Source organism: Chloracidobacterium sp. N (assembly GCF_018304765.1).
Classification (GTDB): Bacteria; Acidobacteriota; Blastocatellia; order Chloracidobacteriales; family Chloracidobacteriaceae; genus Chloracidobacterium; species Chloracidobacterium aggregatum.
Window position 1 is genome coordinate 2,544,262 of the sequence record NZ_CP072642.1, and the last position, 23,213, is coordinate 2,567,474.

Sequence of the window (23,213 nt, forward strand, 5' to 3'; positions counted from 1 at the left end):
GGACGTGGCTCCCATCCGTCCACGTCCGCAGTCGCCGTCAGGTGTTACCATCGGGTGGCTGCGGACGACTCCGGGGTTGAGGTCTCACGGCATTTGAAGCCGCTTGGGGAGGTTTACACTTCCAGTGTACTTCACAGGATTGAACCAATCCGCGACAATTCGCTGCGTTGACGCCAGTAGGGCTCATCCACCATCTCGATGTGCAGGTAGTCCTCCATGTACTGCGTCCGCGACACTCCGCCTTCCGTAAAGACGACGGCATCGGTCGGGCAGGTGCCGGCCACGAAGCACAACGAACAACTGATGCACCGGGCCTGGTCAATCCAGTAGGTTTCACCACCATCGAGCACGGCTTCGACATCCCGTGGCAGAATGGCATTCACCTTGGGCGGACATTCATCCGTGCAGAAGCCGCACCCGATGCACAGCTCCTCGATGATGGTGTAAATCTGCCGCTCGCGCTTCCTTTTCGGTGCGGCCGTTTTGGGACGCGACAGGCGATTCGGCGGCCCCGGAATGGGCGGTGGCGCGGCCTTGGCCGGCGCCTTGGCGGCCGCTTTGGCCGGAGCTTTGGCGGCTGTTTTGGCGGATGCCTTGGCCGGCGCTTCCGCCGGCGTGCCATTGGTCGTTTCTGCTTTTTCCTCTGCTGCCATGGTGACTTTGCCTTTCACACCGTGAAAATGACGGAGAGTTTTTTCAAGCTCCGTGTTGAAAAAATGTCCACAACCGTCACCAGCGGCAATGTGAACTTTGTTACATGCTTCGGCACAGGGCCGGGAAAGAGCCGGCGGATGACGGACAGACGGCCATCCGCCGGTTTCGGCTGCCTACCGGTTCTGGAAGAAACCATCGGCAAAGTAGAGGAACACCAGCACAAAGGTTCCGGTATAGAAGAACACCGTACCCCACAGCTTGGCGGTGGCCAGGTTCGAGACCGGGAAGCGTACTTCCTGGAGGGTCTTGATGCCCAACCGTTTGCCCACCAGACGCACCCAGCGGCTCTGGATGTCACCTCCTTCTGCCCGCGAGCCGCGATCCTTGAACCAGAGCGCGAAGCTGACAAACCAGATGAGGTGACCAAGCAGCAGCATGGCCGTCAGGTGATTGTCGGTCCAAATCCAGGTTGTTTCGTTCCACATGTAGAGGAACACCCCGCCCGTGTGACTGATGTTGTGCGTGAGGTAGTAGGCTTCATTGCCCCGCGCCATCATCGTCGCAATCCAGCCGCCATCCAGATACCAGGCAATGGCCGAGAGCGGCTTGATGGAGAACAGGATACAGAACCACAACTGGTCCTGAATCGAAACGCCGCACGTACCGCCCTTGACCGGCCCGATGCACGGGAAGTCCGGCGACTGTTTCCGCCACTCAAAGTCGCGGTACCACGGGCTTTGATAGTTGTGGAAGGCAATGCGCAGCAGCGGAATGAACCCGAACAACCAGCCGCCGATCATCAGCCAGAAGAAGATGGCGTCGTTGATCTCGCCATCGCGGTGCTGATCACGCAGGTTGGAATAAAGCACGGCCGGCGTGCTGGCCAACCGCTCGTTCCATTCGAGCATGCTGGCGTGCACCTTTTCGAGTTCCGGGCGGAACTTGTCCAGCTCGGCCTGGGCCTTGTTCTTCGCGTCTTCCGTCTGGGCTTCGTCAAGCTGGTTGAGCAGGCTCACCGCCTTGAGATGCGCAGCCAGGTAGGCTTCATCGGCCTTGCGGGCCGCTTCAAAGGTCTTCTGGTTCTGGAGATACCAGATGCCCTTGTCCACCCAGAACAGGGGGTTGACCTTGCGCAGGAAGTGCGTCCAGCTTCCCCACTGCACGGCATACAGTTTCGGCTGCCCCCATTCCGGCTTGTAGTTGATTTCCTCGATGGTCGTGAAACTGTAGGTTGGAGACGACCCGATGCCGAGTTCTTCATTGAGGATGCGGTCGCCAACCTGGAGGTTACGTGCCTTGACCAGCTTGGCGGTTCCGTCCGGGTTCTTCACCCAGTCTCCGCCGGCCGTGGGGTCCCACGGATTCTTCGGACGAAACACCCGGTAGCCGACATTCCCCGCCTCACCGTCCATCTGAATCGCCCGGTAGGAACGGAACTGATAGATGCCGAAGTTGAGGTCGAGCTCTGAACCGGTGTTCCAGCAGATCATCCCATAACCGAACACTACGGTCACGAAACTGACGAACATGGTCGTCCCGACAATCTTGGTCTGGAGGTCGGGATTCTGGAACCAGGTGATGAACTTCGAGCGCGCCTGCTTGTACGCGCCGGAAATGTTCAGCCCATGCAGGTACTGCCCGCCGTGGAAGACGCCCGCCGCCACATAGAGCAACCCGACCTGCACGTGGTTGAACGTGATCATGTTGTGAATCATCCGACCGGGATTGACGATCTTCTTCCCGTAGATGATCACGTTCATGTCATTGAGCATCAGGTACGACGGGTGATTGCGCAGCGCCAGGAAACCAACGATAGCCAGCGCAAAACTCACGTACCCAATCGCCGTCAGGTGCACGTGGAAGACAGCCTTGGTGTCTTCCAGGTGCGTAATGTTGATGCTGCGCGGTGGGCGATACCACCAGTAAGCCCCCAGGGCCACAAACAGCACCCCCCAGACGAAACACATCGTGGTTTCGCCGTTGATGGTGTTCATCGGGTGCATGACCTGGTTGAGGTAGGGGTCAAACCAGCCATAGGGGAACTGTGCCTGTTCAATGGGCATCAGCCCGTTGGGCGTCATCACCTGTGCCGGCTGAAGCGGAACTGGCGGCTTGTCCAGCACAAACCACAGCACAAAGCCCCAGATGAAAAACAACAACCCGATGTACACCGTGTGTGGGCTCAGGGCGTCGGCGTAGGTGCGCCGCAGAATGGGCCAGGGTGTATTGGCAAAGCTCCCCCACGGCAGCCCGACCTTGTACCACGGCCCTTCCGGCGTGAACCACTTGATCTGGCACAGTCCCTTGAGTCCGGGGACGTAGGGCAGCAGCCAGAAAATTTCACCGATGGTGGCGCCCCCCCGCGCCCCGTAGTAGTGGGCAGCGCCGGCATAGACGAGCCAGAGTCCCAGGCCAATGTGGAAGCACCCCCAGCCAAAGAGCCGGAAATCGGTCATTGTCAGGGGATACTGTCCAAAAAACGGGAGCTTACTGGTGCTGAACTCACCAATGAGCGGCAGCCACACCCTCTGAATCTGTTCTGTGTCGTACGGGTCGTAAATCCCCAGTGAAATGAGACGTGGACGCAGCGTGAGATTCACATACCCGTCGTTCCACATCGTCATACTGGCGAAAAAGTACGTCCCAATCAGACATGCCAGCCCACCAATCAACATCATGTGCGCACCGAAAATGCGCTCTGGTGGCATCGGTAGTTCCAGTTTCTGGTACCACCGCTTCACCCCGTTGGCGTAGGACGAAAAGCTAGCCATAAGCAACTCCCTCTACAGAGGACTTTCTCACCAACCACATCGGCCGCATGGGGACGCCATGGGCTGCCTGTGGTGTCGTCAGCAACTTGACTTACGGGGACGTCGAAGCGGGGACGGAAACAATCCAGGACGGCGCGAGCGCGCCTGATTGCAGTCCTGCTGCCGTCGCCCGTTCATCCTGGAATCAGTGCGTAAAAAGTATCGGTGGCGACCGGCGGAGAAGCTTGGACTGTGATGGTTTCAACCTACTTTGACCGTCAACCAAGGTCAAACATTACTTCAGTGTCAGGCTTTGTCTGACGGGCTGACTGGGCTTTCGGGGTTCTGCCCCGGAGTCTGCGCTGGATTGGTCACAGCCCGGCCGCCGTGCTAGGCTTCCCAAGCTATGAATGACCGGCAAACCATTGGCGTCCTCAGCTTTCAAGGTGACTTTGCGGCCCATGCCGAGGCGCTCCGGCGGGCCGGCGCGACCCCGCGTTTCGTGCGTCACATTGCGGACCTCGCCGACCTGGACGGGCTCATCCTGCCGGGTGGGGAGAGCACGACCATGCTGCGCTTTCTCCAGGCCGAGCCATGGTTTGCGGCGATACGGGAGTTTGCGGCAGCGGGGCGACCGCTGCTGGGCACCTGCGCCGGGGCCATTCTGCTGGCGCGCGTTGTCACGCACCCGGCGCAAACCTCACTCGGCCTTGTGGACATGACCGTACGACGCAACGGCTACGGGCGACAGGTGGACAGCTTTACCACCACGCTGACCATCCCGCGACTGGGACCCGACCCGCTTGAACTCGTCTTCATTCGCGCACCCATCATCGAGGCCGTCGGCCCCGGCATCGAGGTGCTGGCCACCTGGGGCGATCATCCGGTGTGGGTTTGCCAGGGACAGATTTTTGCGGCCACCTTCCACCCGGAAATGACGAACGACGCCCGCATCCATCAGTTCGTCTTTGGCTTGAACCGGCCCTGAGCGCCCGCACGGGCGCTTGAACCATTCAGGAAAAAACAAATGGCACGCGGTAGCCGCGTGCCATGGTTACGGGTGGTGCCGAAGGGGGGACTCGAACCCCCACGGTTGCCCATACGCCCCTCAAACGTACGTGTCTACCAATTCCACCACTTCGGCATTGTTAGATTCTGTCCGCCCACTATATGCCCCGGCCGGGGGTGAAATCCAGAAAACCTGGCACCCCCTACTGATTTTTCCCTAGTGTTTCCGGCGGGCTGCCAGCCTTTTGCCCGCCCTTTGATTCGGGTTGGGACTGGGCTGGCTTGGCGTCTTTGTTTTCCTTGTTTTCCTCTTTGGGCTTGTCCTCGCTTGCGGCTGGAGCCGCCCCGGCGGGGGTCTCCGTCGCGCCGGCATCTTTCTTTTCTTCCGGCTTCGATTCCTCTTTCGGCTGCTCGGTCTTGGGCGGCGGTGGGGTGTCTTTGATCCCCGAAGCCACCGAACGCGGCAACAGCACTCCCGGAATGGAAAAGGTGAACGCCAGCACCATGAACAACCCGCTCAGGACGAACGTCACCCGTTCCAGGGGCTTTTGTGCGCCGCGCGGGCCGAAGGCGGTTTGGCTGCCGCCACCAAACAGGGCGATGTCGCCCTTGCCGGGCTGAAGCAGCACGACGCCGATAAGCAACAGGCAGACAAGGGCAAAGAGCGCATACAGCGCGTAAGCATACCAAGGCATGTCCTAAGACTTCACTCCACGACTCAACATTACCGCTTCTTCGATCCGGCACGTCCGATCGGGCACGGCACGCGCCTGCCTACGCCGATGCCACCTGCGACCGTTGTATGAGCTGGGCAAAGCCGTCCGGCGCAAGACTGGCACCGCCGACCAGCGCTCCGTCCACATCGGGCAGGGACGTAAACGCTGCGATATTGTCGGCGGTCACGCTTCCACCATACAGAATGCGCAGGGCCGCCGCAGCCGGGGCGTCGAAACATTCCTCCCACGTGGCCCGCAGGTGCCGGTGCATCGCCTGCGCCACTTCCGGCGTGGCGGCCCGGCCGGTGCCGATTGCCCATACCGGCTCATAAGCCAGCACTATACGAGGGGCCTCGTCTGGTGTCAACGTACCGGCAATGGCCCGGAGCTGCCGCTCGACGACGGTCAGCGCCGTTCCGGCTTCGCGTTCGTCCAGCGTCTCGCCCACACAGGCCACAGGCAGAAGTTGGGCATCGAGGGTACGTCGCACCTTGGCCGCCACGATGGCATCGGTTTCGCCGTAGTAACGGCGCCGCTCGGAGTGCCCGACGATGACCCCGTAACAACCCACTTCCCGGAGCATTTCGGCTGCCACTTCTCCGGTGAAGGCCCCGGTTGGACCTTCGGTGGCGACATCCTGGGCCAACACCCGGAGGGTGCTCCCCTTGGCAGCCGTTGCCACGGAAGAGAGCGCCGTGAAAACGGGCGCAATTCCGATCTCAACGTCCGTCACCTGTGCGACCCGGGGAAGAAAGGCGGTGACATAAGCGACGGCCTCCGCGACCGTCTTGTGCATTTTCCAGTTTCCGATGATGAGAGGGGTACGCAGTGCCATGGGACCTGAACATAAAGAGACTCACTGGCGACACGTCATTGACGAGCCGACGGGTTCGTGGGATGACTTTAGCGTGCGCCCCCAAAATGACCAAGCAAAACCGAATCGAGGGAAAGCACGAAGCAGCACATCAGACAGGACGGGTTGGGATGGAAGTCGGCAACTTTTCACACTTTCCAACCGTAAGCCAGGCTCAGGGCGTCGGGGCGTGCATCCGGCACCGGAAATTTGGATCGGCGTCAACCATGTTTTCTTTGCGGAGACCGCCCGCCACGGGCTGACCACCACGACTTGGGGAGAAACCACGATGATTCGTTACACCTTCTGGCTGCTGACCACCACCCTGTGGATTATTGCCCTGGCCGATGCACTGCGCAGCGGTGGCACACTTGGCCGCAAAATTGTTTCCGTCGCGCTCATTGTCGCGTTTCCGGTCATCGGCTCGCTGGTTTACCTCTTTATGCTCCGGGACTGGGCCCAGGGGCGAGCCTGACACCGCGCCCACCACATCCAGCCTGCTGCCGGGCCGGCATCACACGCCAGCGTCAACGCCACGTGTGTCGGACAGAGTCCACGCGGCCGAACCGGCGGCCACGTCCCGGACGTTCCGGGGCGGGGGGGCTGTGCCCGGGCCGGCCCTGAAACCACAGAACTGTTGACCGGAAAGCGGCTTGCCCGATGTAAGGTTTTGGCTATAATCGGTGACTGCTTTGGCTTCTCGACAATCATCCACAGCAGTTCAAGATGAGGTCAGGTGCGATGATACGTTGCCCGCAGTGCGGTACGGACAATCTCGACGGCTCTGAGTACTGCGACGAGTGCGGCTATCAGCTTTCCGCCATGCGTGGTGCGCCCGCGTCAGGTGTGACACCTCACGGTGGTGGGCCATCCGCTCCACCTCGAACCGCACCACCCGCTGCAGTCCCGCCGCGCGACCAGGTTCCCTACGGGGCGGCCTCCCTGGCTGGCGGGCCGGAACCCAAGATGACACCGCTGGGAATGGCACCGGCCGATTTTTCGCCCCCGCCGCCGAACGTTCCTTCGGTTGCCATGGCGCCGCAACCCTATCCTGCCGCGCCACCGGCAGCCGATGTCTTTGCTGTAGCGCCGCCACTGTTTTCGGCCGGAGCCAGTGCCCCGTCCTCCATGACGCCGCCAGCACCGCCGGTTCCACCACCGATGCCGGCTCCGCCGGCCATGTCGTCACCGCCGGTCACGCCGGCCCCTCCTCCGGTGGCGGCTGTTCCGACAGCCAGCCATCCCGCCCCTCCCCAGAAAACGCCTACGCCCGGTTCACCGCCACCGGCGACATCCTCCACGTCGTCCTCGGTGCCACGCGCCAAACTGGTCATCCAGCGGGGTGGAACGGTTGGCAAGGAGTTCCTGCTGACCGAAACGGAGTCCAATATCGGGCGCTGGGATGCGGACGGGGGTATCTTTCCGGATGTTGACCTTGATCAGGATGACCCGGAAGCCAAGGTTTCGCGCCGCCATGCCCGCATCGTCTGCCAGGATGGGCAGTATGTCCTCGAAGACCTGGGCAGCACGAATGGAACGTTTGTCAACCGTGGACGACGCCTTCTGCCTGGCAACCGGCATCCACTCAACGACGGTGACGAAATCATCGTCGGCAAGACGTTTTTGAAGTTTCACTACATTCGCTGATTCCCTGTCGCGCCCGGCCGCCGCAGGGGACAGGGTGATTTGCCTGCCACCGCGTTGCCAACCCCATGGTGAACCAAAAACAACTCGCGCCGGAGACCATCCTTGAAGGACGCTACCGCATTGTCAAACGCATTGGCGGGGGCGGCATGGGCAGCGTCTATCTGGCGTATGACCAAAAATTCGGGCCAGCCAACGACAAGACCCGCCGGGCCGTGAAGGAAATGTACGACCTGTTCACGGACCCTGCCCAACGTCAGAAGGCCATCGAGGATTTCCAGCGCGAGGGGCAACTGCTTGCCAGCCTGGAACACCCCTCCATTCCCACCGTCTATGATTACTTCGTCAACGATGGCAAATACTACCTGGTGATGAAGTACGTGCCGGGGGGGGACCTGGCCAGAAAGCTCAAGGAAAGTGATGCGGGCTATATTGACGAGCGAACCGTGACCGAGTGGGCCATTCAGGTCTGTGATGTCCTTGATTACATCCACAACCAGAACCCACCCGTCATCTACCGCGACCTCAAACCGGCCAACCTCATGCTTGATGACACCCGGACGCCGCCGCGTGTCATGCTGATTGACTTTGGCATTGCCCGTTTCGTGTCGCCCACCCAGAAAGGGGTCACCGCCATTGGGACCATGGGGTACGCCCCACCCGAACTGTTTTCGGGGCAGGTCGAACCACGCTCAGACCTCTACTCCCTTGGGGCGACGATGTTTCACCTGCTGACCGGGGCCGACCCGCAGGACAATCCGCTCCTGATTTTCGACTTTGACCGTAACCCGCGTCCGCGCGACATCAACCCTAAACTGACCGCGGGCATTGAGACGATTGTCATGAAGGCCGTCGCGCACAAGGCGCAGGACCGTCCGGCTTCGGCGGCTGAAATGAAGCGCATGCTGGAAGAGCATCTGCGCCGGCTCGACAGCCCGCCCATGCCCAATCTCGATTTGACCTTCTGCATTGCCTGCGGTGGCAGTATTGCGCCGGACGATGCCTTTTGCCCCCACTGTGGCGCAGCCCAAGGACAGGGAGGTGGTGGACGCAAGGCAACCCCCAACCGCCAGATCGCCCGCCTCCAGGTGCTCGATGGGCACGGCAGCCCCAAGGCCGCCTACGAACTCATCAAAGATACGATGCTGCTGGGACGGACCGACCCACATACCGGCAACTTCCCGGAAATCGATCTGACCCCGCACGATGCCGAAACCAAGGTTTCGCGTCGGCACGCCCGGTTGTTTCAGGAAGGTGGGCGGTTTTTCATTGAAGACCTGTCGAGTGTCAACGGTACGTTCCTGAATGGCAACGTGCGGCTGATACCCAAAACGCCACATCCCCTGCAAGACGGTGACGAGCTCAAACTCGGTGAAACGCGCGTGCGCTTCACGATCCGATGACTGAGACGCGGCCCCTGCCCGTTGTTCGCTCGCAGGGTAGCCATGGCCAGGCTGCATGACGTCACGCAAGCTACCCCCGGCGATTCATGTCCGTCCACCATCGGGGGCGTCTTTTGAAGTGCCGCTCAGGAGCGTCCGGCTGACGATTGGGCGGTCGTCACGCAACGACATCTGCCTCAACGACCCCTTCGTGTCACGTCTCCACGCTGAAATCCGGCGTGACGGCGAGTTTTTTGTTCTCTACGACAGCGGCAGCGCCAACGGCACCTATCACAACGGACAACGCATCGAGTCGAGCGCGGCGCTCCACTTTGGCGATGTCATCCGCATTGGCGAAACCGAGCTGCGGGTGGCGGACGGACTGACCACGTCCTCCGGCTCCTACAAAACACCGCCGGCCTTTCGCTTCACTGAAGGTGGACAAAGTGCGCCGACCGAAATTCTCGCCTTCCCCAAGGGCAAGGATTTTCTCCCGGGGCCGGACCAACTCGTGGCCGTAACCACGCCTCCCATGGCGCCTCCGGCCACCCAACGGCTGGCGACACCCAACTGGTTGCCGATCTTCAGCAAGGTCGTGGAAACCCTGTCCATGGATCAGTCTCTGGAAGAAACCCTCGACACCATCCTGGGACTGGCGTTCGAGGCCATTGCCCCGGAGCGTGCGTACCTCCTGCTCCGGGATGAGCACGGACAGCTTCAGCTACAGGCCCACCGCACCACCCAACAGACGGCACATCTGGAGGTGATGCTTCCATGGTCCATCCATGCCCATGTGCTGCAGGATGGAAAACCCATTCTGGTCAGTCATGCGCGGCACGAGGGGCCGCACGGCGCCGACACCCCGGCCGCCTCGCTCATCGCGGCCCCCCTGCTGGCCGGAAGCGAAGTGCTGGGCATGCTGTATATGGACAGCCCCTTCACGCCAGCCTACTTTGGCCAGAATGCCCTCGACCTGCTGACCACGATTGCCCGTGTGGCCGCCATCAAAATCGAAAACACCCGTCTGCTTGAGGCCCGCCTCGAAAAACGTCGCTTTGAAGAAGAGCTCCAGGTCGCCAGCGAAATTCAGCTCAGCCTGCATCCGACCCGCCCCCCGCAACTGGCCGGCTGGGACATCGCCGGACTCAGCTTTCCCTGCCGTGAAATCGGCGGGGACTACTACGACTTCATTCCCCGTGGTGACGACAAGCTCCTGCTGGCCGTCGGCGACGTGTCCGGCAAAGGCATGGGGGCGGCGCTGATGATGTCGAGCGTCCACGCGGCGCTGCGCGCCCAAGCGCAGACGGCGCGGACGCTGGCCGACATCGTCGCGGCCGTCAATGATTACCTGGTCGAAAATTCCCCCGAAAACAAGTTTCTCACCCTGTTTTGCGCGGAACTCGACCCGGCCACCGGCATCCTCCACTACACCAGCGCCGGTCATGACCCGGCTCTGCTCGTGCGCGCGGATGGCACCTATACCGAACTTGCGGCCCAGGGGATTCCCCTTGGGATTCTGCCCAACATCGCACCGGCGATTCACCAGGTCAGTCTGTTGCCCGGCGATGTGCTTGCCATCTACACCGACGGCCTGACCGAAAGCCTGAACGAACAGGGCGAAATTCTGGGACTGGAACGACTTGCCCAAACCATCCTCAAACACCGGGGCCTCAGTGCCTCGCGCCTGCGCGATCGGGTGGAGGAAGCCGTGAGCCGCTTTGTCGGACGCGCACCCACGGCGGATGACCTGACCCTGCTGCTGCTGCGCCGCCTTCCCGCCTGAGCCGGTTTCCCACGCCCGTCCACCGGAAGGTTGACCGGGCCGGAACCGGCCCGACTCACGGGCGGTAGGCCGGCAGCGATTCCGTCCGAAAGAAGTTCTGGAGCAGCTCGGCGCACTCGTCAGGGTATTCCAGGGTTGGCAGGTGACCGGCCTCACGCACCGTTGCCGTCTGTCCCCGCTGGATGCAGTCAAACATATCCCGGTGGGTTGTGGGTGAAAGCACATCATCCAACGCCCCCCGCACCAGCAGGATGGGCAGGGGAACCTGCCGCAGGGCCTCCCAGAACCGCAGGCGGATGACGACATCGCGGATGGATTGCGCCAGTCCATAGGCAGCGCGGGGGTCGGTCGCCGCAAAGTCTTCATAGAGCTGCGTCCGGTGCGGTTCGGGCACCCGCCGGTAGCGCCACAGCAACAGTTGGCGCACATAGGGCAGGGTGGCGGCTTCCTGCAAAAGCACCCGGGCCTGGGTCCAGAGCAGGTCTGTCTCGGCCTCCCGGTCGCGGCCCGTCGGGGGAGGAAGACACTCCGTGCCAATCAGGGTCAGCGAGGAAAAGTTTTGCGGGCGCTCGCGGGCGGCCAGCAGACTGACCACCGCCCCGGTTCCCTGCCCGACGACGTGGGCATCCCAGCCCTGGACATAGCGCAGCACGGCGTGGAGGTCGGCCACGGCGTCCTCGACCTCAAAGGTCGTGCCGAGGGCGGTGGCCAGCGAGCGCCCGGTGCCCCGTGGGTCGTAGAGCACACACCGATACGACCGAGACAGGCGCTTGACCAATGGCAGCCACATCTGACACGTTGCGGCCCAGCCATTGACAAAGATGATCGGCAGGCCCCTGTCGCCAATGACCTGCACATACAGTCGGACACAATCCGTATCAAGAAAAGGCATCGTGGCTGTCGGGTTGGCGTCCGCCGCCAGTTGGAAATGGCTCCTCCCCGGTTGGGGTGCTGTTCAGACAGGAACTACATGCAATGTTGGAACGAAAATTTGAGATTCGCATCCCGGCGTCAACGGCCAACCTGGGTCCGGGATTTGACACCATGGGCCTGGCTCTGGGTCTCTACCTTCACGTCCGGGGACAAATCCAGCCGGCGGGCCAGCCTTGGCGGCTGTCGGTTGGTGGGCAACATACCGCGGGCATTCCCCTCGATCCGGCAGACAATCTCATCTGCCGTGTCGCACGCCATACGGCAGCCGGGGCCTATGTCAATTTACCTTCTCTCGACCTGCACATCAGCAACGACATTCCGCTGGGCAGCGGTCTGGGAAGCAGCGCCGCCGCCATTATTGCCGGGGTGTCGCTGGTGGAAGCCGTAACGGGGATGGAGTTCGCACAACCGGAACTGCTGCGGCACGCCATGGTGTTTGAAAACTATACGGATAACCTCGCCCCGGCCCGCTACGGTGGATGGATTACCTCTTGCGGGCGCGCGCACGGCACCCCCATTCTCTTTCATCGCACGTTCCCTGCCGACATCCATCTGATTATTGTTACGCCGGACTTTGCGCTTCCCACCGAGCAGATGCGGGCCATCCTGCCGGACGCCATCCCCCGCGCCGAAGCCATTTTCCAGATGCAGCACGTGATGATGTTTGTGGGGGCGCTGGAACATCACCGCTATGAGTTGCTGCGTGAAGCCATGCGCGATCACCTGCACCAGCCCTACCGTGCGCCGTTCGTGCCCGGACTGGCGGAAATCCTCGAACTCAAACAGGACGGACTCTGGGCAACGGCGCTCAGCGGCGCCGGGCCGTCCGCACTGGCCCTGGCTTCACATAACCAGGAGCGCATCGCCACGGCCATGCAGCAGTGCTTTGCCGCACATGGCCACCAGTCGGTGGTGTATTACCCGCGGATTGATACCATCGGGCGCACGATTCGCTACCTGCGCCCGGACGAAGACCTTCGCGCACCCACATCGGAGGCCCCGCCCCGCTCCCTCCGGGTGGGACAAGCCACAGCCGACAGGGACTAGGGCAGACGCGCCAGAGCTTCCTGCACCTGGGTGCGCCAGAAGGCATCCGTCTCTTTTTCGGTCAGCTTCAGAACGTTTTCATAGCTGCGGCGCGCGTCGGCATAGTTCCCCAGAGCGGCCTGGATACGCGCCAGATTCCACTGCACACCGGTTTCCAGGGCCGGGTCTGACAACTGGCGGATGGCAGTGAGTGCCTCACGCTGGAGTTCCAGCGCCTTTTTCAGGTCGCCGGACTCGCCATAGACCATCCCCATCCAGGCCAGCAGGGCGATTTGCAGACGCGCTGACCGGGCTCCGCGCTGGACACTGCGCCCCGCCTCAATGGACTGCTGGGCTTCAGTGCGTCGGCCGAGCGTCCCCGCACAGCGTTCCAGCCAGACCGCATTTTCAACGACCCCACGCGCCCCGTCATCCAGCTTTGTGTAGGCATCGAAGCCAAGGTCAAAAGCCTGGTAGGCCGTTTCCATGTCCCCCAGCCGGAAGAACAGCCGCCCGGACAGCGTGACGAGCATCGCATCCAGTTCCCGGTCAATGAGGGAACGACTGCTCAGATTGGTGCGTGCGGTGGCTTGTCTGAAAAAGTCCAGTCCGGCTGCCGCAGCGCGCCGGGCGGTCTCCGGGGATTTCCCCTCCAGTGCGTCCAGGTAGGCAAGGCTGACCTCAGACAGCACAACGGCCCGCTGGTTGCCGGCGTTTTGGCCGAAATCACGGGCGCGCTGGAAGGCCTCCCGCGCCCTGGCGGTCTGCCCCAGATCGAGATAGGCCGCGCCGAGCATATAGAGCGCTGTAGCCTCACGCCCGGCGTATTCAACCTCATCGAAAATACGGGTAGCCCAGGCAAAGCGCACCAGCGCCAACCGCGAGTCATCCGGGTTGGCCAGAAAGAAATACCCGATCCCTTCGCGGAAGAGGCGTTCGGCCTCGATGGCACGGGACGCCGGGTTGAGCGTGGTGATGTTGACCGGCACCGGGGGAAGCCCCGCCAGAAGCTGGCCGAGCTTGCCGGGCCCGGTCGCCACCGGCGTCAACCGGCGGGCAATCACCAGCCGCCCCACCTCTGACCAGGTCGCCTGAAGCTGATGACGGGCCAGGACGACATCCAGAACCTCGTTCCACGGCTCCTCGTTGACGACCACCGTATCGGCGACCCGCTGCCACTGCTGCGCCTCTGGAAACTCGAAGCGGAGACCCGCCTTGGCCAGAATGCCCTGAATGACATCCGGGAGCGAACAGCTCTCACATTTGAAACTAATCCGTGCCCCGACATAGCCGGGGTCGCCATAGCGCAGCTTCGGCTTGGGGGCCGAGTTGGGATCCGCCGGGGATTGTGCCAGGGAAAGTGTCGTCAGCAGGCAAAGCCAGAGGCCAAGTAAGCGCAGATAAGCCATGAGTGAATTCATGTTTTTTTGTCTCGTGGTGTCTCTTGTCCCGTGTGTGATGGCCGAGGGGGCCCGTTCACGAGAAAAGATACATCAGAAGGGCAACGAGCAGGACCAGGAAGACCACAACCGCCGCCACCACCCAGCGCAGCCAGAGTTGACTGTCGGCTGATGACTGCCCGTAGGTGGCCAGGCTGCTTCCGTCCCAGGCGGTGCCCGCGGTCGGCGGTGGGGCAGCCGGCAGCGGCGGTGCCAGCGAAGGTGATGGCGACGGCACAGGCGCGGACGGCACAGGCGCGGGAGATGGAGGCGTGGAGGCTGGACGACGCTCAACCGGGCGTTGTCTCACGGTGGAGGGAGGCGGGACAGGTGAGGCCGCCAGTGGCGGGGCGCCGTTGGAAGGCGTGAGGGAGGCATCCAGAATTTTCTCGACCAGCGGCGTGACCGGATCAAATGACGGGCTGACCAGCCGCGCCACCCGCGCCAGCTCCTCTGCAAACTCGCGGGCGCTGGCCGGGCGGTCGGCCTTGGACTTCGCCAGGGCGCTCATCACAAGGTCATCCAGGGCCTTTGGGATTTCGGGATTGAGTTTGCGCAGGCTGGGCGGGGGTTCATTCGCGTGGAGCAGGGCCACCGCCACCGGTGTTACCGCCGTGAAGGGCACCTGCCCGGTCAGCATCTCGAACAACACAATGCCCAGCGAATAAATATCCGAACGGGCGTCCAGTTCCTGCCCGGTGCACTGCTCCGGCGACAGGTAGTGCGGCGAACCGATGATCATCCCCTGACGGGTCAGCGGCGGGCCGCCCTGCGAGGTATCGGTCACAATCTTGGCAATGCCAAAATCTATGACTTTGACGAAGTAGGACCCGTCGGGCTGGGGCGACAGAAAGATGTTTTCCGGTTTGATGTCGCGGTGGATGACGCCGCTGCGATGGGCGGCTTCAAGCGCCCCACACACCTGACGGGCAATGGCAATGGCCGTGGCATAGGGGAGCTTTTTTTCGCGTTCGAGGACCTTGCGCAGCGATTCCCCCTCGAACAGCTCCATGACGATGTAGTTGATCTGGTCTTCCGTAACGCCAAAGTCTGTCACGGCAATGGCATTCGAGTGCCGGATGCGGGCCATCGCCTGGGCCTCGCGCTGGAAGCGCGCCACCGAAGTGGCATCGGAAACCAGCGACGGATGCAGCACCTTGATGGCCAGATGGGTGTCCATCAGCACGTGCCGCGCGCGATACACCGCCCCCATCCCGCCCTCACCAATCTTGGCTTCGATGCGGTATTTTCCATCGAGCGTCTGACCGATGAAAGCGTCCTGTTCGATAGTTTCCAAAGCGCCGCCATCAAACGGACAAAACCGCATCTGGTCATGGAATTCCTTGCCACAGATGACGCAGCGCTTCATAACCGTCGTGCCTGGAGCGTGGGAGGGAGGGGCAACGGAACGACCGTTGCGAAACATCAACCGCCGATGTGCAGAACGTGTCAAACTCTACAGAAGCCATCTTTCGCTTGTCAAACAGACTCTCGGCGCACCGCACCACCCCACTGGCGGGGGGAACATCATCACCATTAGCAATGTGGCAGTGGATTCGTCAGGCGTGGGAGCGCAGTGAACAGGCGCTCGACATACTCGCCCAACTTCACCGGGACAACACGCTGGCGCGCCTGGCGGCCGGGGAAATCCGCGTGGATGAGACCCATCTGAACAAGGCGCTGGCGACGACACCCATGCGCGGCGTGCGGGAGGTCACACTCCAGACCCAGGAGGGAAGCTTTACCATCTCGGCCCGCAGCGAACGGTTTTTCCTCGCCCGGGTCAGTGTCCCGCTGCGCATCGAGCACGTCACCTTCACGCGCTATCGCCGGCGCATCTATCTCGCGCCAGCCGGCCCGGTGGCCGTCCAGGGCACACAACTCTGGCAACGGGCCGCCGCCCACCTGCTGACCCTGCTCTTTCACCACGTGCTGGGCGAGGCGCATGCCCTGCGCGAGGCCGGCGACCCCTCGGCCGGGCTCCACTTCGACGGGCGCGGACTGGAAGTCAACCTCAACCAGATTCCCGAAATGCGGGTGGCGCTCAATCTGGAATACACGCTGGCCGGACGGCGACTGCGCCCACTGCATTTTGTTACCGTGGACTCGATTACCCCCGTTCCGGGGCACTTTCTTGTCCGCACCTCGGTCAACTGGACAGAATTGACCGAGGCGCTCCGGCGTCCGACGGTCTGATATGGTCCACGTCGCAGCCCACCAACCCCATGCTCATTGACACCATCACCAGCCGCAGCAACCCATTTGTCAAACGCTTCGTCGCCGCCCGCGAGGGACGTGATCGGCACGTCATCTTCATTGAAGGTGTACGGCTGGTCGAGGAAGCCCTGCGCAGTCACCTCGTCTTTGAAGCCATCGCGTACAGCCCACGGCTGTGCGACACCCCGCGTGGCGCACAACTGCTCGCCGACCTGCAACCGCAGCCCTGCCGGGGCGCCATGCTGACCGAGGCCGTCATGGCACATATCAGCGATGTGGAAACGCCGCCGGGCATCGTGGCGCTGGGACGCCGTCCGGTGTCCACCCTGCCGGACAGCACCGCCCACCCGACGCCACTGTTCATTCTGGCGGATGGCATCCAGTCCCCCGGCAACCTGGGCGCGCTGATTCGTACCGCCGAAGCCGCCGGCGCGACGGCAGCCCTGGTGACCGTCGGCACCGTGGACCCCTTCCAGCCCAAAGCCCTGCGGGCCGCCGCCGGCTCAGCCTTCCGGCTGCCCATCATCGCCGGACCCGACGTGGGCGATGAACTGCGGAAGCTCCACCGGCAGGGCGTCCGCCTGGTTGCGGCGGACAGCCAGGGCGACACCCCCTATGAGGCTTTCGACTGGTGCCAGCCGGTGCTCATCTGGCTTGGGTCGGAAGGCCACGGCCTGCGCTCGCTGACCGATGAATGGCAGGCCCAGCTTGCCGCCCGCCTGGTGATTCCCATGGCCGGACCGGTTGAATCCCTGAATGTTGCCGTGGCCGGCGCCATCCTGCTCTACGAAGCCCGGCGACAACGCCAACCGGCTGCCGGGTCTCCGCCACCTGCCCCTCAGCAACCTCCGGCCGGAGGGACGACCGATGCGCCGTAAGCTCATCGTCAATGCCGACGACTTCGGGATGTGTGTCGGCGTCAACACCGGCATTCTCCGCGCCCACCAGACCGGCATCGTGACGAGTACCACCCTCATGGCCAACGGGCTGGCCTTCGATGACGCCGTGGCGCGTCTCCGTGATGCGCCCCGGCTGGGCGTCGGCATCCATCTCGTTCTTTTGGGAGGCCAACCGGTTGCTCCGCCGTCTGACGTGCGCAGCCTGCTCGGTCCCGATGGCACCCTTCCCAACGACTTCGGCCTGTTCCTGCGCCGCCTCCTGCGCCGGGAACTCCGCCCGGCGGAAATCGAAATCGAGTTCCGCGCCCAGGTGGAAAAAGTCCTCGCCGCCGGGCTGCAACCAACCCATCTGGACAGCCACAAACACACGCATGCCCACCCACAGGTGCTGGACGTGATGCTCCGGGTCGCCGAAAGCTACGGCATCCGGTCTGTGCGGCAGCCGCACGAGCGCCTGACATTTGCTCCGCTGGCCGGGCTGCGTCCCGGTCAAACCCTGACCTTCATCAAGCAGAAAGCCAGTACGCTGGCGCTGACCCGCTATGCGGCCGACTTCCGGGCGCGGCTGCGGACAGCCAGCGTCCGCACCCCGGATGCCTTCTTCGGCTTTGCCCACACCGGATTGCTCAATCCCGCCCTTATCTGCTATATCCTTCGCCTTTTGCCCGTCGGGACGAGTGAACTGATGTGTCACCCGTCTGAGATGGATGATACCCTGCGGCACTACCCGACCCGCCTCAAGGCATCGCGCGTCCGGGAACTCGCCGCCCTGACGGATGCCCGGGTGCGGGCTGAAATCACCCGGCAGAACATTCAGCTCGTGAGTTTTGCCCATCTCGATCACTGTGACGAACCGCGTACGACCGACCATGCTCGATGAAACCGACCAACTCCCGCCGCCGGAAATTTCGGTTGTCATCCCGATGCACAACGAAGAGGGCAGCGTCGAAAAGCTCTACGAACGCCTGTGCGCCGTTCTGGAAGCCCACTACCCCTCGTTTGAAATCATCTTCGTGGACGATGCCAGCCGCGACCGGACGTATCAGCTTCTGACCGACATTGCTGCCGGTGATTCCCGGGTGACGGTCATCAAACTCAAGCGCAACTTCGGACAAACCCCCGCCCTGGCCGCCGGTTTCGATTACGCCCGGGGCGACATCATCGTGTCCATGGACGGCGACCTGCAGCATGACCCCAGCGATTTGCCGGCTCTGGTGGAACCCATTTACGCCGGCTATGACCTGGCCAGCGGATGGCGGCACAAGCGGATTGACAACCTTGTGCTGCGCCGCATTCCCTCACGGGTGGCCAACTGGCTGATGGCCAAGCTGTCAGGCGTTGAGCTGCACGACTTCGGCACGACCTTCAAGGCCTACCGGCGCGATACCATCAAGCGCATCCGGCTGTATGGCGAACTCCACCGGTTCATTCCGGCCCTGGCAAGCTGGAATGGCGCGCGCATCATCGAAGTCCCCATCAGAAACATCAACCGCGAGGACGGGCAATCCCACTACGGCATCTCACGGACCTTCCGGGTGCTGTTTGACCTTGTCACCGTGCGGTTTCTGCTCAAGTACGTCACCCGCCCCCTGCACTTCTTCGGCATGCCGGGACTGCTCAGCCTCTTTGTCGGGATCGGCATCTGGGTGGTGCTCGCCGCCAAGAAGCTCTGGACAGGCGGCGATGTTTTCACGGTTCATGCCCCCTGGATGATGATGGGCACGCTGTTGATTCTGGCCGGCATCCAGCTTTTTTCGACGGGCCTGGTCGCCGAGTTGCTGGCGCGCACCTATTTTGAGTCACAGGGGCAGCCGATTTACACCGTTGAAAAGGTGGTGCACCATCCCTCGGCGCGTCCGCCGGCTTCGGCTACCGCGCTTCGCACCTAGCCTCCCCCCGGACGGGGCGCACCGGTGAGACGTGCTTCGTCACCACCGATGTTGACCGCTTCCGCCGGCCAACCGCAAATCCTGTGGGCGCCATGTTCGATAAACTGAAAGCAATTGAAGAAAAATACGATGCTCTCACGGCACAGCTCAGCGACCCGGATGTGGTGGCTGATGCGGCGCGCTACGCCAAGCTGGCCAAGCAGCACAGCGAACTGACGGAAGTCGTGGAGAAATTCCGGGAGTACCGCACCATTGACGCCAACCTGGCCGGGGCGCGGGAACTGCTCAGCGAAGCCGATGACGCCGAAATGCAGGCCCTGGCGCGGGAGGAAATTGCGCTGCTCGAAAAGCAGCGGGCGGAATGCCAGCTCGAACTGGAGCGCCTGCTCACGCCCAAGGACCCCAACGACGGCAAGAACGTCCTGCTTGAAATCCGGGCCGGAACCGGCGGGAACGAGGCCTCGCTTTTTGCCAGCGAGCTGTTGCGCATGTATCTGCGCTATGCCGAACGGCAGGGCTGGCGGGTGCAGATTCTGGATGAATCCCTGTCGGAAGTCGGCGGCCTCAAGGAAGGGGTGGTGCTCATCGAAGGCGCACGGGTCTATTCCCGTCTCAAGCATGAGTCCGGCGTTCACCGCGTCCAGCGGGTGCCGGCCACGGAATCGGCCGGGCGCATTCACACCTCGACGGTGACGGTGGCCGTCCTGCCTGAAGCCGAAGAGGTGGACATCGAAATTGACCCAAAGGACGTTCGGATTGACACGTTCTGCTCTTCGGGACCTGGAGGGCAGTCGGTCAACACCACCTACTCCGCCGTACGGCTGACCCACCTGCCCACGGGGGTCGTCGTCTCCATGCAGGACGAAAAATCCCAGATCAAGAACCGCGAAAAAGCCTTTCGGATTCTCCGCGCCCGGCTGCTCGATCTGGAGCGGCAGAAGCAGCACGAAGCCATTGCCGGCGAACGCCGCGCTCAGGTGGGGACCGGTGAGCGCAGCGAAAAGATTCGCACCTACAACTTCAAGGAAAATCGCATCACCGACCACCGCATCGGACTCACCCTGCACCAACTCGACACGGTGATGGAGGGCGACCTGGACGGACTGCTCGATCCGCTCGTGGCCCACTTCCAGGCGCTCAGGATGCAGGCCGAAGCCGCCGCCTGAAGTTCTCCGGCAGAGCATGGTCGCAACGCCCCACCCAACCACGACGCTGGTGGTCGCTGCCGTCTGTGTGGACGGCCCGCACGTCCTGCTGACACAACGGCTGCCCACCGGACGGTTTGCCAACCAGTGGGAATTTCCCGGTGGCAAACTCCACTGGAACGAAGCTCCCGAGGCTGGACTCCGGCGCGAACTGGACGAAGAACTCGGCGTGCAGATTGCCGTCGGACACCCCCTGCACATCATTCACTATGCCGTGGATGCCCGGCAGGCCTTCGCCGTCATGTTTTACTGGGCGCGCATCACCGGCGGCGTCCCGGCCTTGCGTGGCGTTCAGGCCGCCTGCTGGGTGCGGCCGGAAGAGATGACCACGTTGGACATTCTGGCCCCCAACCGCCCGGTGGTTACCCGCCTGTGCCAACTCGCGGCCCGCCCCGGTGGGCTGTGTCCGCAGTTCGATTGAGACAGTCCGGCCGGCAGCGCCGGCGTCCGGCCGGGGCGCGGATGGTGTGCAGGGCATCAGGCCGACGAAAGGGTGTTCCCCGGGTCCGGCTGGTCCGGCACTTTCCAGAAGCCGCTCGGACGGGGTCGCCCAAGGGCTTCACTTTCGACCACGCAGACGCGATTGCGTCCATTTTGCTTGGCGCGGTACAGCGCGCGGTCAGCCAACTCCAGAAGCTGCTTGGGCCCGCTGGTGTCCGAGGGCAGGGCGGCCACCCCCAGGCTGACGGTCAGGCGCCCGCCGGGCTGCGACTCCCGCCCGGCAAAGGGATATTCGGCCACCCGCCGCCGCAGCCGCTCGGCCAGCACCGCCGCCTGGCTCTTGGGGGTGTTGGGCAGCAGCACCACGAACTCTTCGCCACCGTACCGCGCCAGAACATCACTGCGCCGGAAACAACGTTCCATCAACCGGGACAGGTCTTTGAGCAACTCGTTGCCGGCTTCGTGGCCATTGGTGTCGTTGAAGTGCTTGAACCGATCTACATCAAGCATGATGATCGACAGTGGGTGTCCGCTTCGTTCTGCGAGTTCAGCCTCACGGGTGAGTTTTTCCAGAAAGTAGGCGTGATTGAACAGGCCCGTCAGTCCGTCGGTGATGGCCCGGTGCCGGGCACTGTGATAGGCCCGCAGCATCGCTTCAAATTCACGCTTCTGGGCAATGAGCGCCTTGACGCGCATGAGGAGTTCCCTGCGGTTGATGGGCTTGGTGAGGACATCCGTCGCGCCGACTTCCAGCCCGCGCAGTTTCTCCGTGGTCTCCGGCGAGGCCGTCAGCATCAGGACCGGCAGATAGCGGGTGGCCTCGGTTTGCTTGATGAGGCGACACAGTTCGTAACCATCGGTCATCGGCAGGGAGGCATCGAGGAGGACGACATCCGGCAGCCGTGTGGCTGACTCGAAGTAGTTGGCATGGAGCATGGCCGCCGTGTCGTTGCCGGACGCCACGACAAGCTGCGCCCGGAGATTTTCGCTCTCCAGAATCGTGCGCAGAAGATTGCCGCTTTCGGCACTGGCATCCACGATGAGCACCTGGGACATTTCCAGTTGCGAGGCGGACAAGCGGTGTGGGAGACGGAAAATCAGACGGCAGCCCTGCGTGGCGTCGCCCTCGACCGTCAGGGTCGCGCCGTGGAGTTGCAGGATGCGATAGGTCACACTCAGCCCCAAGGCAATACCACGGGAGGGCACCTGGCTGGCCGCGTTTTGCAGGGCACGATAGGTGGCCAGCCGCTGCTCGGCCACGATGCCGGACATATCATCCTGAAGGGTGATGACCAGGCTCTGGACATGGCTGGAAACACGCTGTAACTCACCGGTCAGGCGCAGCATCCCACCCCGTGGGATGTACCGGAGAGCGTCGTCCAGAAGCTGGGAAAGGGCTTCGTACAGCCGGGCTTCATCGCCCACAATCATGCCAGCCGCCGGATCGAGCCGGACTTCCAGCCGGACCTGCCGGCGCTCCGCCAGGGGTGCAAAGGCCGACTGGACGGACTGAAACAGGCGCGCCGCCGAAAATTCACGAATATCCAGGGCATCCCCGCCTCGTTCGAGCCGAACCAGGCGCATGAGATCATCCACAATGTGGAGCAACGCCTGTCCGCCAGCTTCAATGTGGCGCAGAAAACTGCGCTGGGTATCGGTCAGTGGCCCATAGGTGGCATCCTGCAGCATCTCGCAGTAACCCAGCACCGTCGTCAACGGAGCGCGCAGCTCGTAATCCACGTTGGCAATGAACTTTTCGCGGTCGCGGATGGACTGCTCACCCAACTCGGTCAACCGCTCGATGGCATGCCGCGCCGCTTCCAGTTGGCGGCTCATCTCCACCACCTGGGCTTCCGCTTCGGTCAGGCGGGCGCACCATCCGCTTTCACGGATGAGAAACGACCAGGACAACTCCTGTCCGGCCAGGGCGGCTTCCAGTTGCTCATCTGCCGCCGACTCCACCAGCAGGACGCCACACAACAACTGATCAAGGGTAAACCGCCGCAGCAGCAGCGTCGTGCTGTCAGCCACCGCAAAGGGAAAGCCGGGCAGCGCAGCACGTGGCGCGCAGACCAGAAGATTCGCCTGAATGGCGTTGAGCCGTTCGGTCAGCGTTGTTTCAAGGGTCTCACGGGCAAACTCCTCGTAGCCCACCGAGGCCAGCAGACGAAACCGCTCATCATCAAAAAAAGCCACAGCCAGCGGCGCCCGCGCCAAGTGGACAGACAGAGACGTGGTTGCCTGCTGCAGGCGGTAGATCAACGTCGGCGTGAGTGATTTGGAAACCCAGGTCTTCAATGTCTTCAGGGACAAGCCACCACCCCCTCAACCACAGCGCATGGGCGCTTCCCCCGCTGGACGGCACAGAGCCGGG

Annotated in this window: 20 protein-coding genes, 1 tRNA gene and 1 pseudogene; 13 read left to right on the forward strand and 9 right to left on the reverse strand. The window is 62.7% G+C overall.

Features of this window, described 5'->3' with window-relative positions:
• Positions 1 to 131: 131 nt before the first annotated feature.
• Complete coding sequence (locus J8C05_RS10675; RefSeq protein WP_211422154.1) at positions 132 to 653, reverse strand: indolepyruvate ferredoxin oxidoreductase subunit alpha; 522 nt, start codon at positions 651 to 653, stop codon at positions 132 to 134.
• Between the two features lie 174 nt (positions 654 to 827).
• Positions 828 to 3,425 (reverse strand): hypothetical protein, encoded by a 2,598-nt coding sequence (locus tag J8C05_RS10680; RefSeq protein ID WP_211422155.1) that lies wholly within the window; start codon positions 3,423 to 3,425, stop codon positions 828 to 830.
• A gap of 385 nt (positions 3,426 to 3,810) precedes the next feature.
• On the opposite strand from J8C05_RS10680, the gene pdxT reads away from it, so the two are divergent.
• The gene (gene pdxT / locus J8C05_RS10685; protein WP_211422156.1) at positions 3,811 to 4,392 is read left to right on the forward strand and encodes a pyridoxal 5'-phosphate synthase glutaminase subunit PdxT; all 582 of its coding nucleotides are present in this window, start codon (positions 3,811 to 3,813) and stop codon (positions 4,390 to 4,392) included.
• Positions 4,393 to 4,465: 73 nt separating this feature from the next.
• Here pdxT and J8C05_RS10690 read toward each other — a convergent pair.
• The 3 genes from J8C05_RS10690 to tpiA all read right to left on the reverse strand — a co-directional run bounded on the left by J8C05_RS10690 (position 4,466) and on the right by tpiA (position 5,963).
• Positions 4,466 to 4,548: transfer RNA gene (locus J8C05_RS10690), tRNA-Leu, on the reverse strand.
• Between the two features lie 67 nt (positions 4,549 to 4,615).
• Positions 4,616 to 5,107, reverse strand: coding sequence for a preprotein translocase subunit SecG (secG, locus tag J8C05_RS10695; RefSeq protein WP_211422157.1), 492 nt, complete (start codon positions 5,105 to 5,107; stop codon positions 4,616 to 4,618).
• Positions 5,108 to 5,186: 79 nt separating this feature from the next.
• Positions 5,187 to 5,963 carry a triose-phosphate isomerase gene (tpiA, locus tag J8C05_RS10700; RefSeq protein WP_343316628.1) on the reverse strand — a complete coding sequence of 259 codons (777 nt, stop codon included), beginning with the start codon at positions 5,961 to 5,963 and terminating at the stop codon, positions 5,187 to 5,189.
• Between the two features lie 307 nt (positions 5,964 to 6,270).
• On the opposite strand from tpiA, the gene J8C05_RS10705 reads away from it, so the two are divergent.
• The 5 genes and pseudogenes from J8C05_RS10705 to J8C05_RS10720 all read left to right on the forward strand — a co-directional run bounded on the left by J8C05_RS10705 (position 6,271) and on the right by J8C05_RS10720 (position 10,790).
• On the forward strand, positions 6,271 to 6,456 hold the full coding sequence (locus J8C05_RS10705; protein ID WP_211422158.1) for a PLDc N-terminal domain-containing protein: 186 nt from the start codon (positions 6,271 to 6,273) through the stop codon (positions 6,454 to 6,456).
• 266 nt (positions 6,457 to 6,722) lie between these two features.
• Positions 6,723 to 6,791: pseudogene (locus J8C05_RS15740) on the forward strand (zinc-ribbon domain-containing protein); the annotation flags it as partial.
• Positions 6,792 to 6,947: 156 nt separating this feature from the next.
• Positions 6,948 to 7,628: an FHA domain-containing protein gene (locus J8C05_RS15640; RefSeq protein WP_281503753.1), complete on the forward strand. Its 681-nt coding sequence runs from the start codon at positions 6,948 to 6,950 to the stop codon at positions 7,626 to 7,628.
• 65 nt (positions 7,629 to 7,693) lie between these two features.
• Positions 7,694 to 9,028, forward strand: coding sequence for an FHA domain-containing serine/threonine-protein kinase (locus tag J8C05_RS10715; protein WP_211422159.1), 1,335 nt, complete (start codon positions 7,694 to 7,696; stop codon positions 9,026 to 9,028).
• Between the two features lie 55 nt (positions 9,029 to 9,083).
• Positions 9,084 to 10,790 carry a SpoIIE family protein phosphatase gene (locus J8C05_RS10720; protein ID WP_211422160.1) on the forward strand — a complete coding sequence of 569 codons (1,707 nt, stop codon included), beginning with the start codon at positions 9,084 to 9,086 and terminating at the stop codon, positions 10,788 to 10,790.
• Positions 10,791 to 10,845: 55 nt separating this feature from the next.
• Here the strand turns inward: J8C05_RS10720 and J8C05_RS10725 are convergent, their stop codons facing one another.
• Entirely contained in the window at positions 10,846 to 11,682 is an 837-nt protein-coding gene (locus J8C05_RS10725; protein ID WP_211422161.1) for an alpha/beta fold hydrolase, read from the reverse strand.
• Positions 11,683 to 11,765: 83 nt separating this feature from the next.
• Between J8C05_RS10725 and thrB the strand changes: the two genes are divergently transcribed.
• Positions 11,766 to 12,770, forward strand: coding sequence for a homoserine kinase (thrB, locus tag J8C05_RS10730; protein WP_211422162.1), 1,005 nt, complete (start codon positions 11,766 to 11,768; stop codon positions 12,768 to 12,770).
• Here the strand turns inward: thrB and J8C05_RS10735 are convergent.
• Together J8C05_RS10735 and J8C05_RS10740 are read right to left on the reverse strand one after the other, a co-directional pair.
• Positions 12,767 to 14,170 carry a tetratricopeptide repeat protein gene (locus J8C05_RS10735; protein ID WP_211422163.1) on the reverse strand — a complete coding sequence of 468 codons (1,404 nt, stop codon included), beginning with the start codon at positions 14,168 to 14,170 and terminating at the stop codon, positions 12,767 to 12,769. The genes thrB and J8C05_RS10735 overlap by 4 nt on opposite strands.
• A 55-nt stretch (positions 14,171 to 14,225) precedes the next feature.
• Positions 14,226 to 15,557: a serine/threonine-protein kinase gene (locus J8C05_RS10740; RefSeq protein WP_211422164.1), complete on the reverse strand. Its 1,332-nt coding sequence runs from the start codon at positions 15,555 to 15,557 to the stop codon at positions 14,226 to 14,228.
• A gap of 173 nt (positions 15,558 to 15,730) precedes the next feature.
• Between J8C05_RS10740 and J8C05_RS10745 the strand changes: the two genes are divergently transcribed.
• The 6 genes from J8C05_RS10745 (at position 15,731) to J8C05_RS10770 (ending at position 20,819) form a co-directional block, all read left to right on the forward strand.
• On the forward strand, positions 15,731 to 16,384 hold the full coding sequence (locus J8C05_RS10745) for a hypothetical protein (protein ID WP_211422165.1): 654 nt from the start codon (positions 15,731 to 15,733) through the stop codon (positions 16,382 to 16,384).
• Positions 16,385 to 16,413: 29 nt separating this feature from the next.
• A complete protein-coding gene (locus J8C05_RS10750; protein ID WP_211422166.1) occupies positions 16,414 to 17,283 on the forward strand; it encodes a TrmH family RNA methyltransferase in 870 nt (289 codons plus the stop codon).
• Positions 17,273 to 18,184 carry a carbohydrate deacetylase gene (locus tag J8C05_RS10755; protein ID WP_211422167.1) on the forward strand — a complete coding sequence of 304 codons (912 nt, stop codon included), beginning with the start codon at positions 17,273 to 17,275 and terminating at the stop codon, positions 18,182 to 18,184. The genes J8C05_RS10750 and J8C05_RS10755 overlap by 11 nt, the downstream gene beginning before the upstream one ends.
• Entirely contained in the window at positions 18,174 to 19,193 is a 1,020-nt protein-coding gene (locus J8C05_RS10760) for a glycosyltransferase family 2 protein (RefSeq protein WP_211422168.1), read from the forward strand. Before J8C05_RS10755 ends, J8C05_RS10760 begins: the two co-directional genes overlap by 11 nt.
• Before the next feature lie 92 nt (positions 19,194 to 19,285).
• Positions 19,286 to 20,359, forward strand: coding sequence for a peptide chain release factor 1 (gene prfA, locus J8C05_RS10765; RefSeq protein WP_211422169.1), 1,074 nt, complete (start codon positions 19,286 to 19,288; stop codon positions 20,357 to 20,359).
• Positions 20,360 to 20,375: 16 nt separating this feature from the next.
• The gene (locus J8C05_RS10770) at positions 20,376 to 20,819 is read left to right on the forward strand and encodes a (deoxy)nucleoside triphosphate pyrophosphohydrolase (protein WP_211422170.1); all 444 of its coding nucleotides are present in this window, start codon (positions 20,376 to 20,378) and stop codon (positions 20,817 to 20,819) included.
• Between the two features lie 56 nt (positions 20,820 to 20,875).
• Here the strand turns inward: J8C05_RS10770 and J8C05_RS10775 are convergent, their stop codons facing one another.
• Positions 20,876 to 23,152, reverse strand: coding sequence for a diguanylate cyclase (locus tag J8C05_RS10775; RefSeq protein ID WP_211422171.1), 2,277 nt, complete (start codon positions 23,150 to 23,152; stop codon positions 20,876 to 20,878).
• Positions 23,153 to 23,213: the final 61 nt, after the last annotated feature.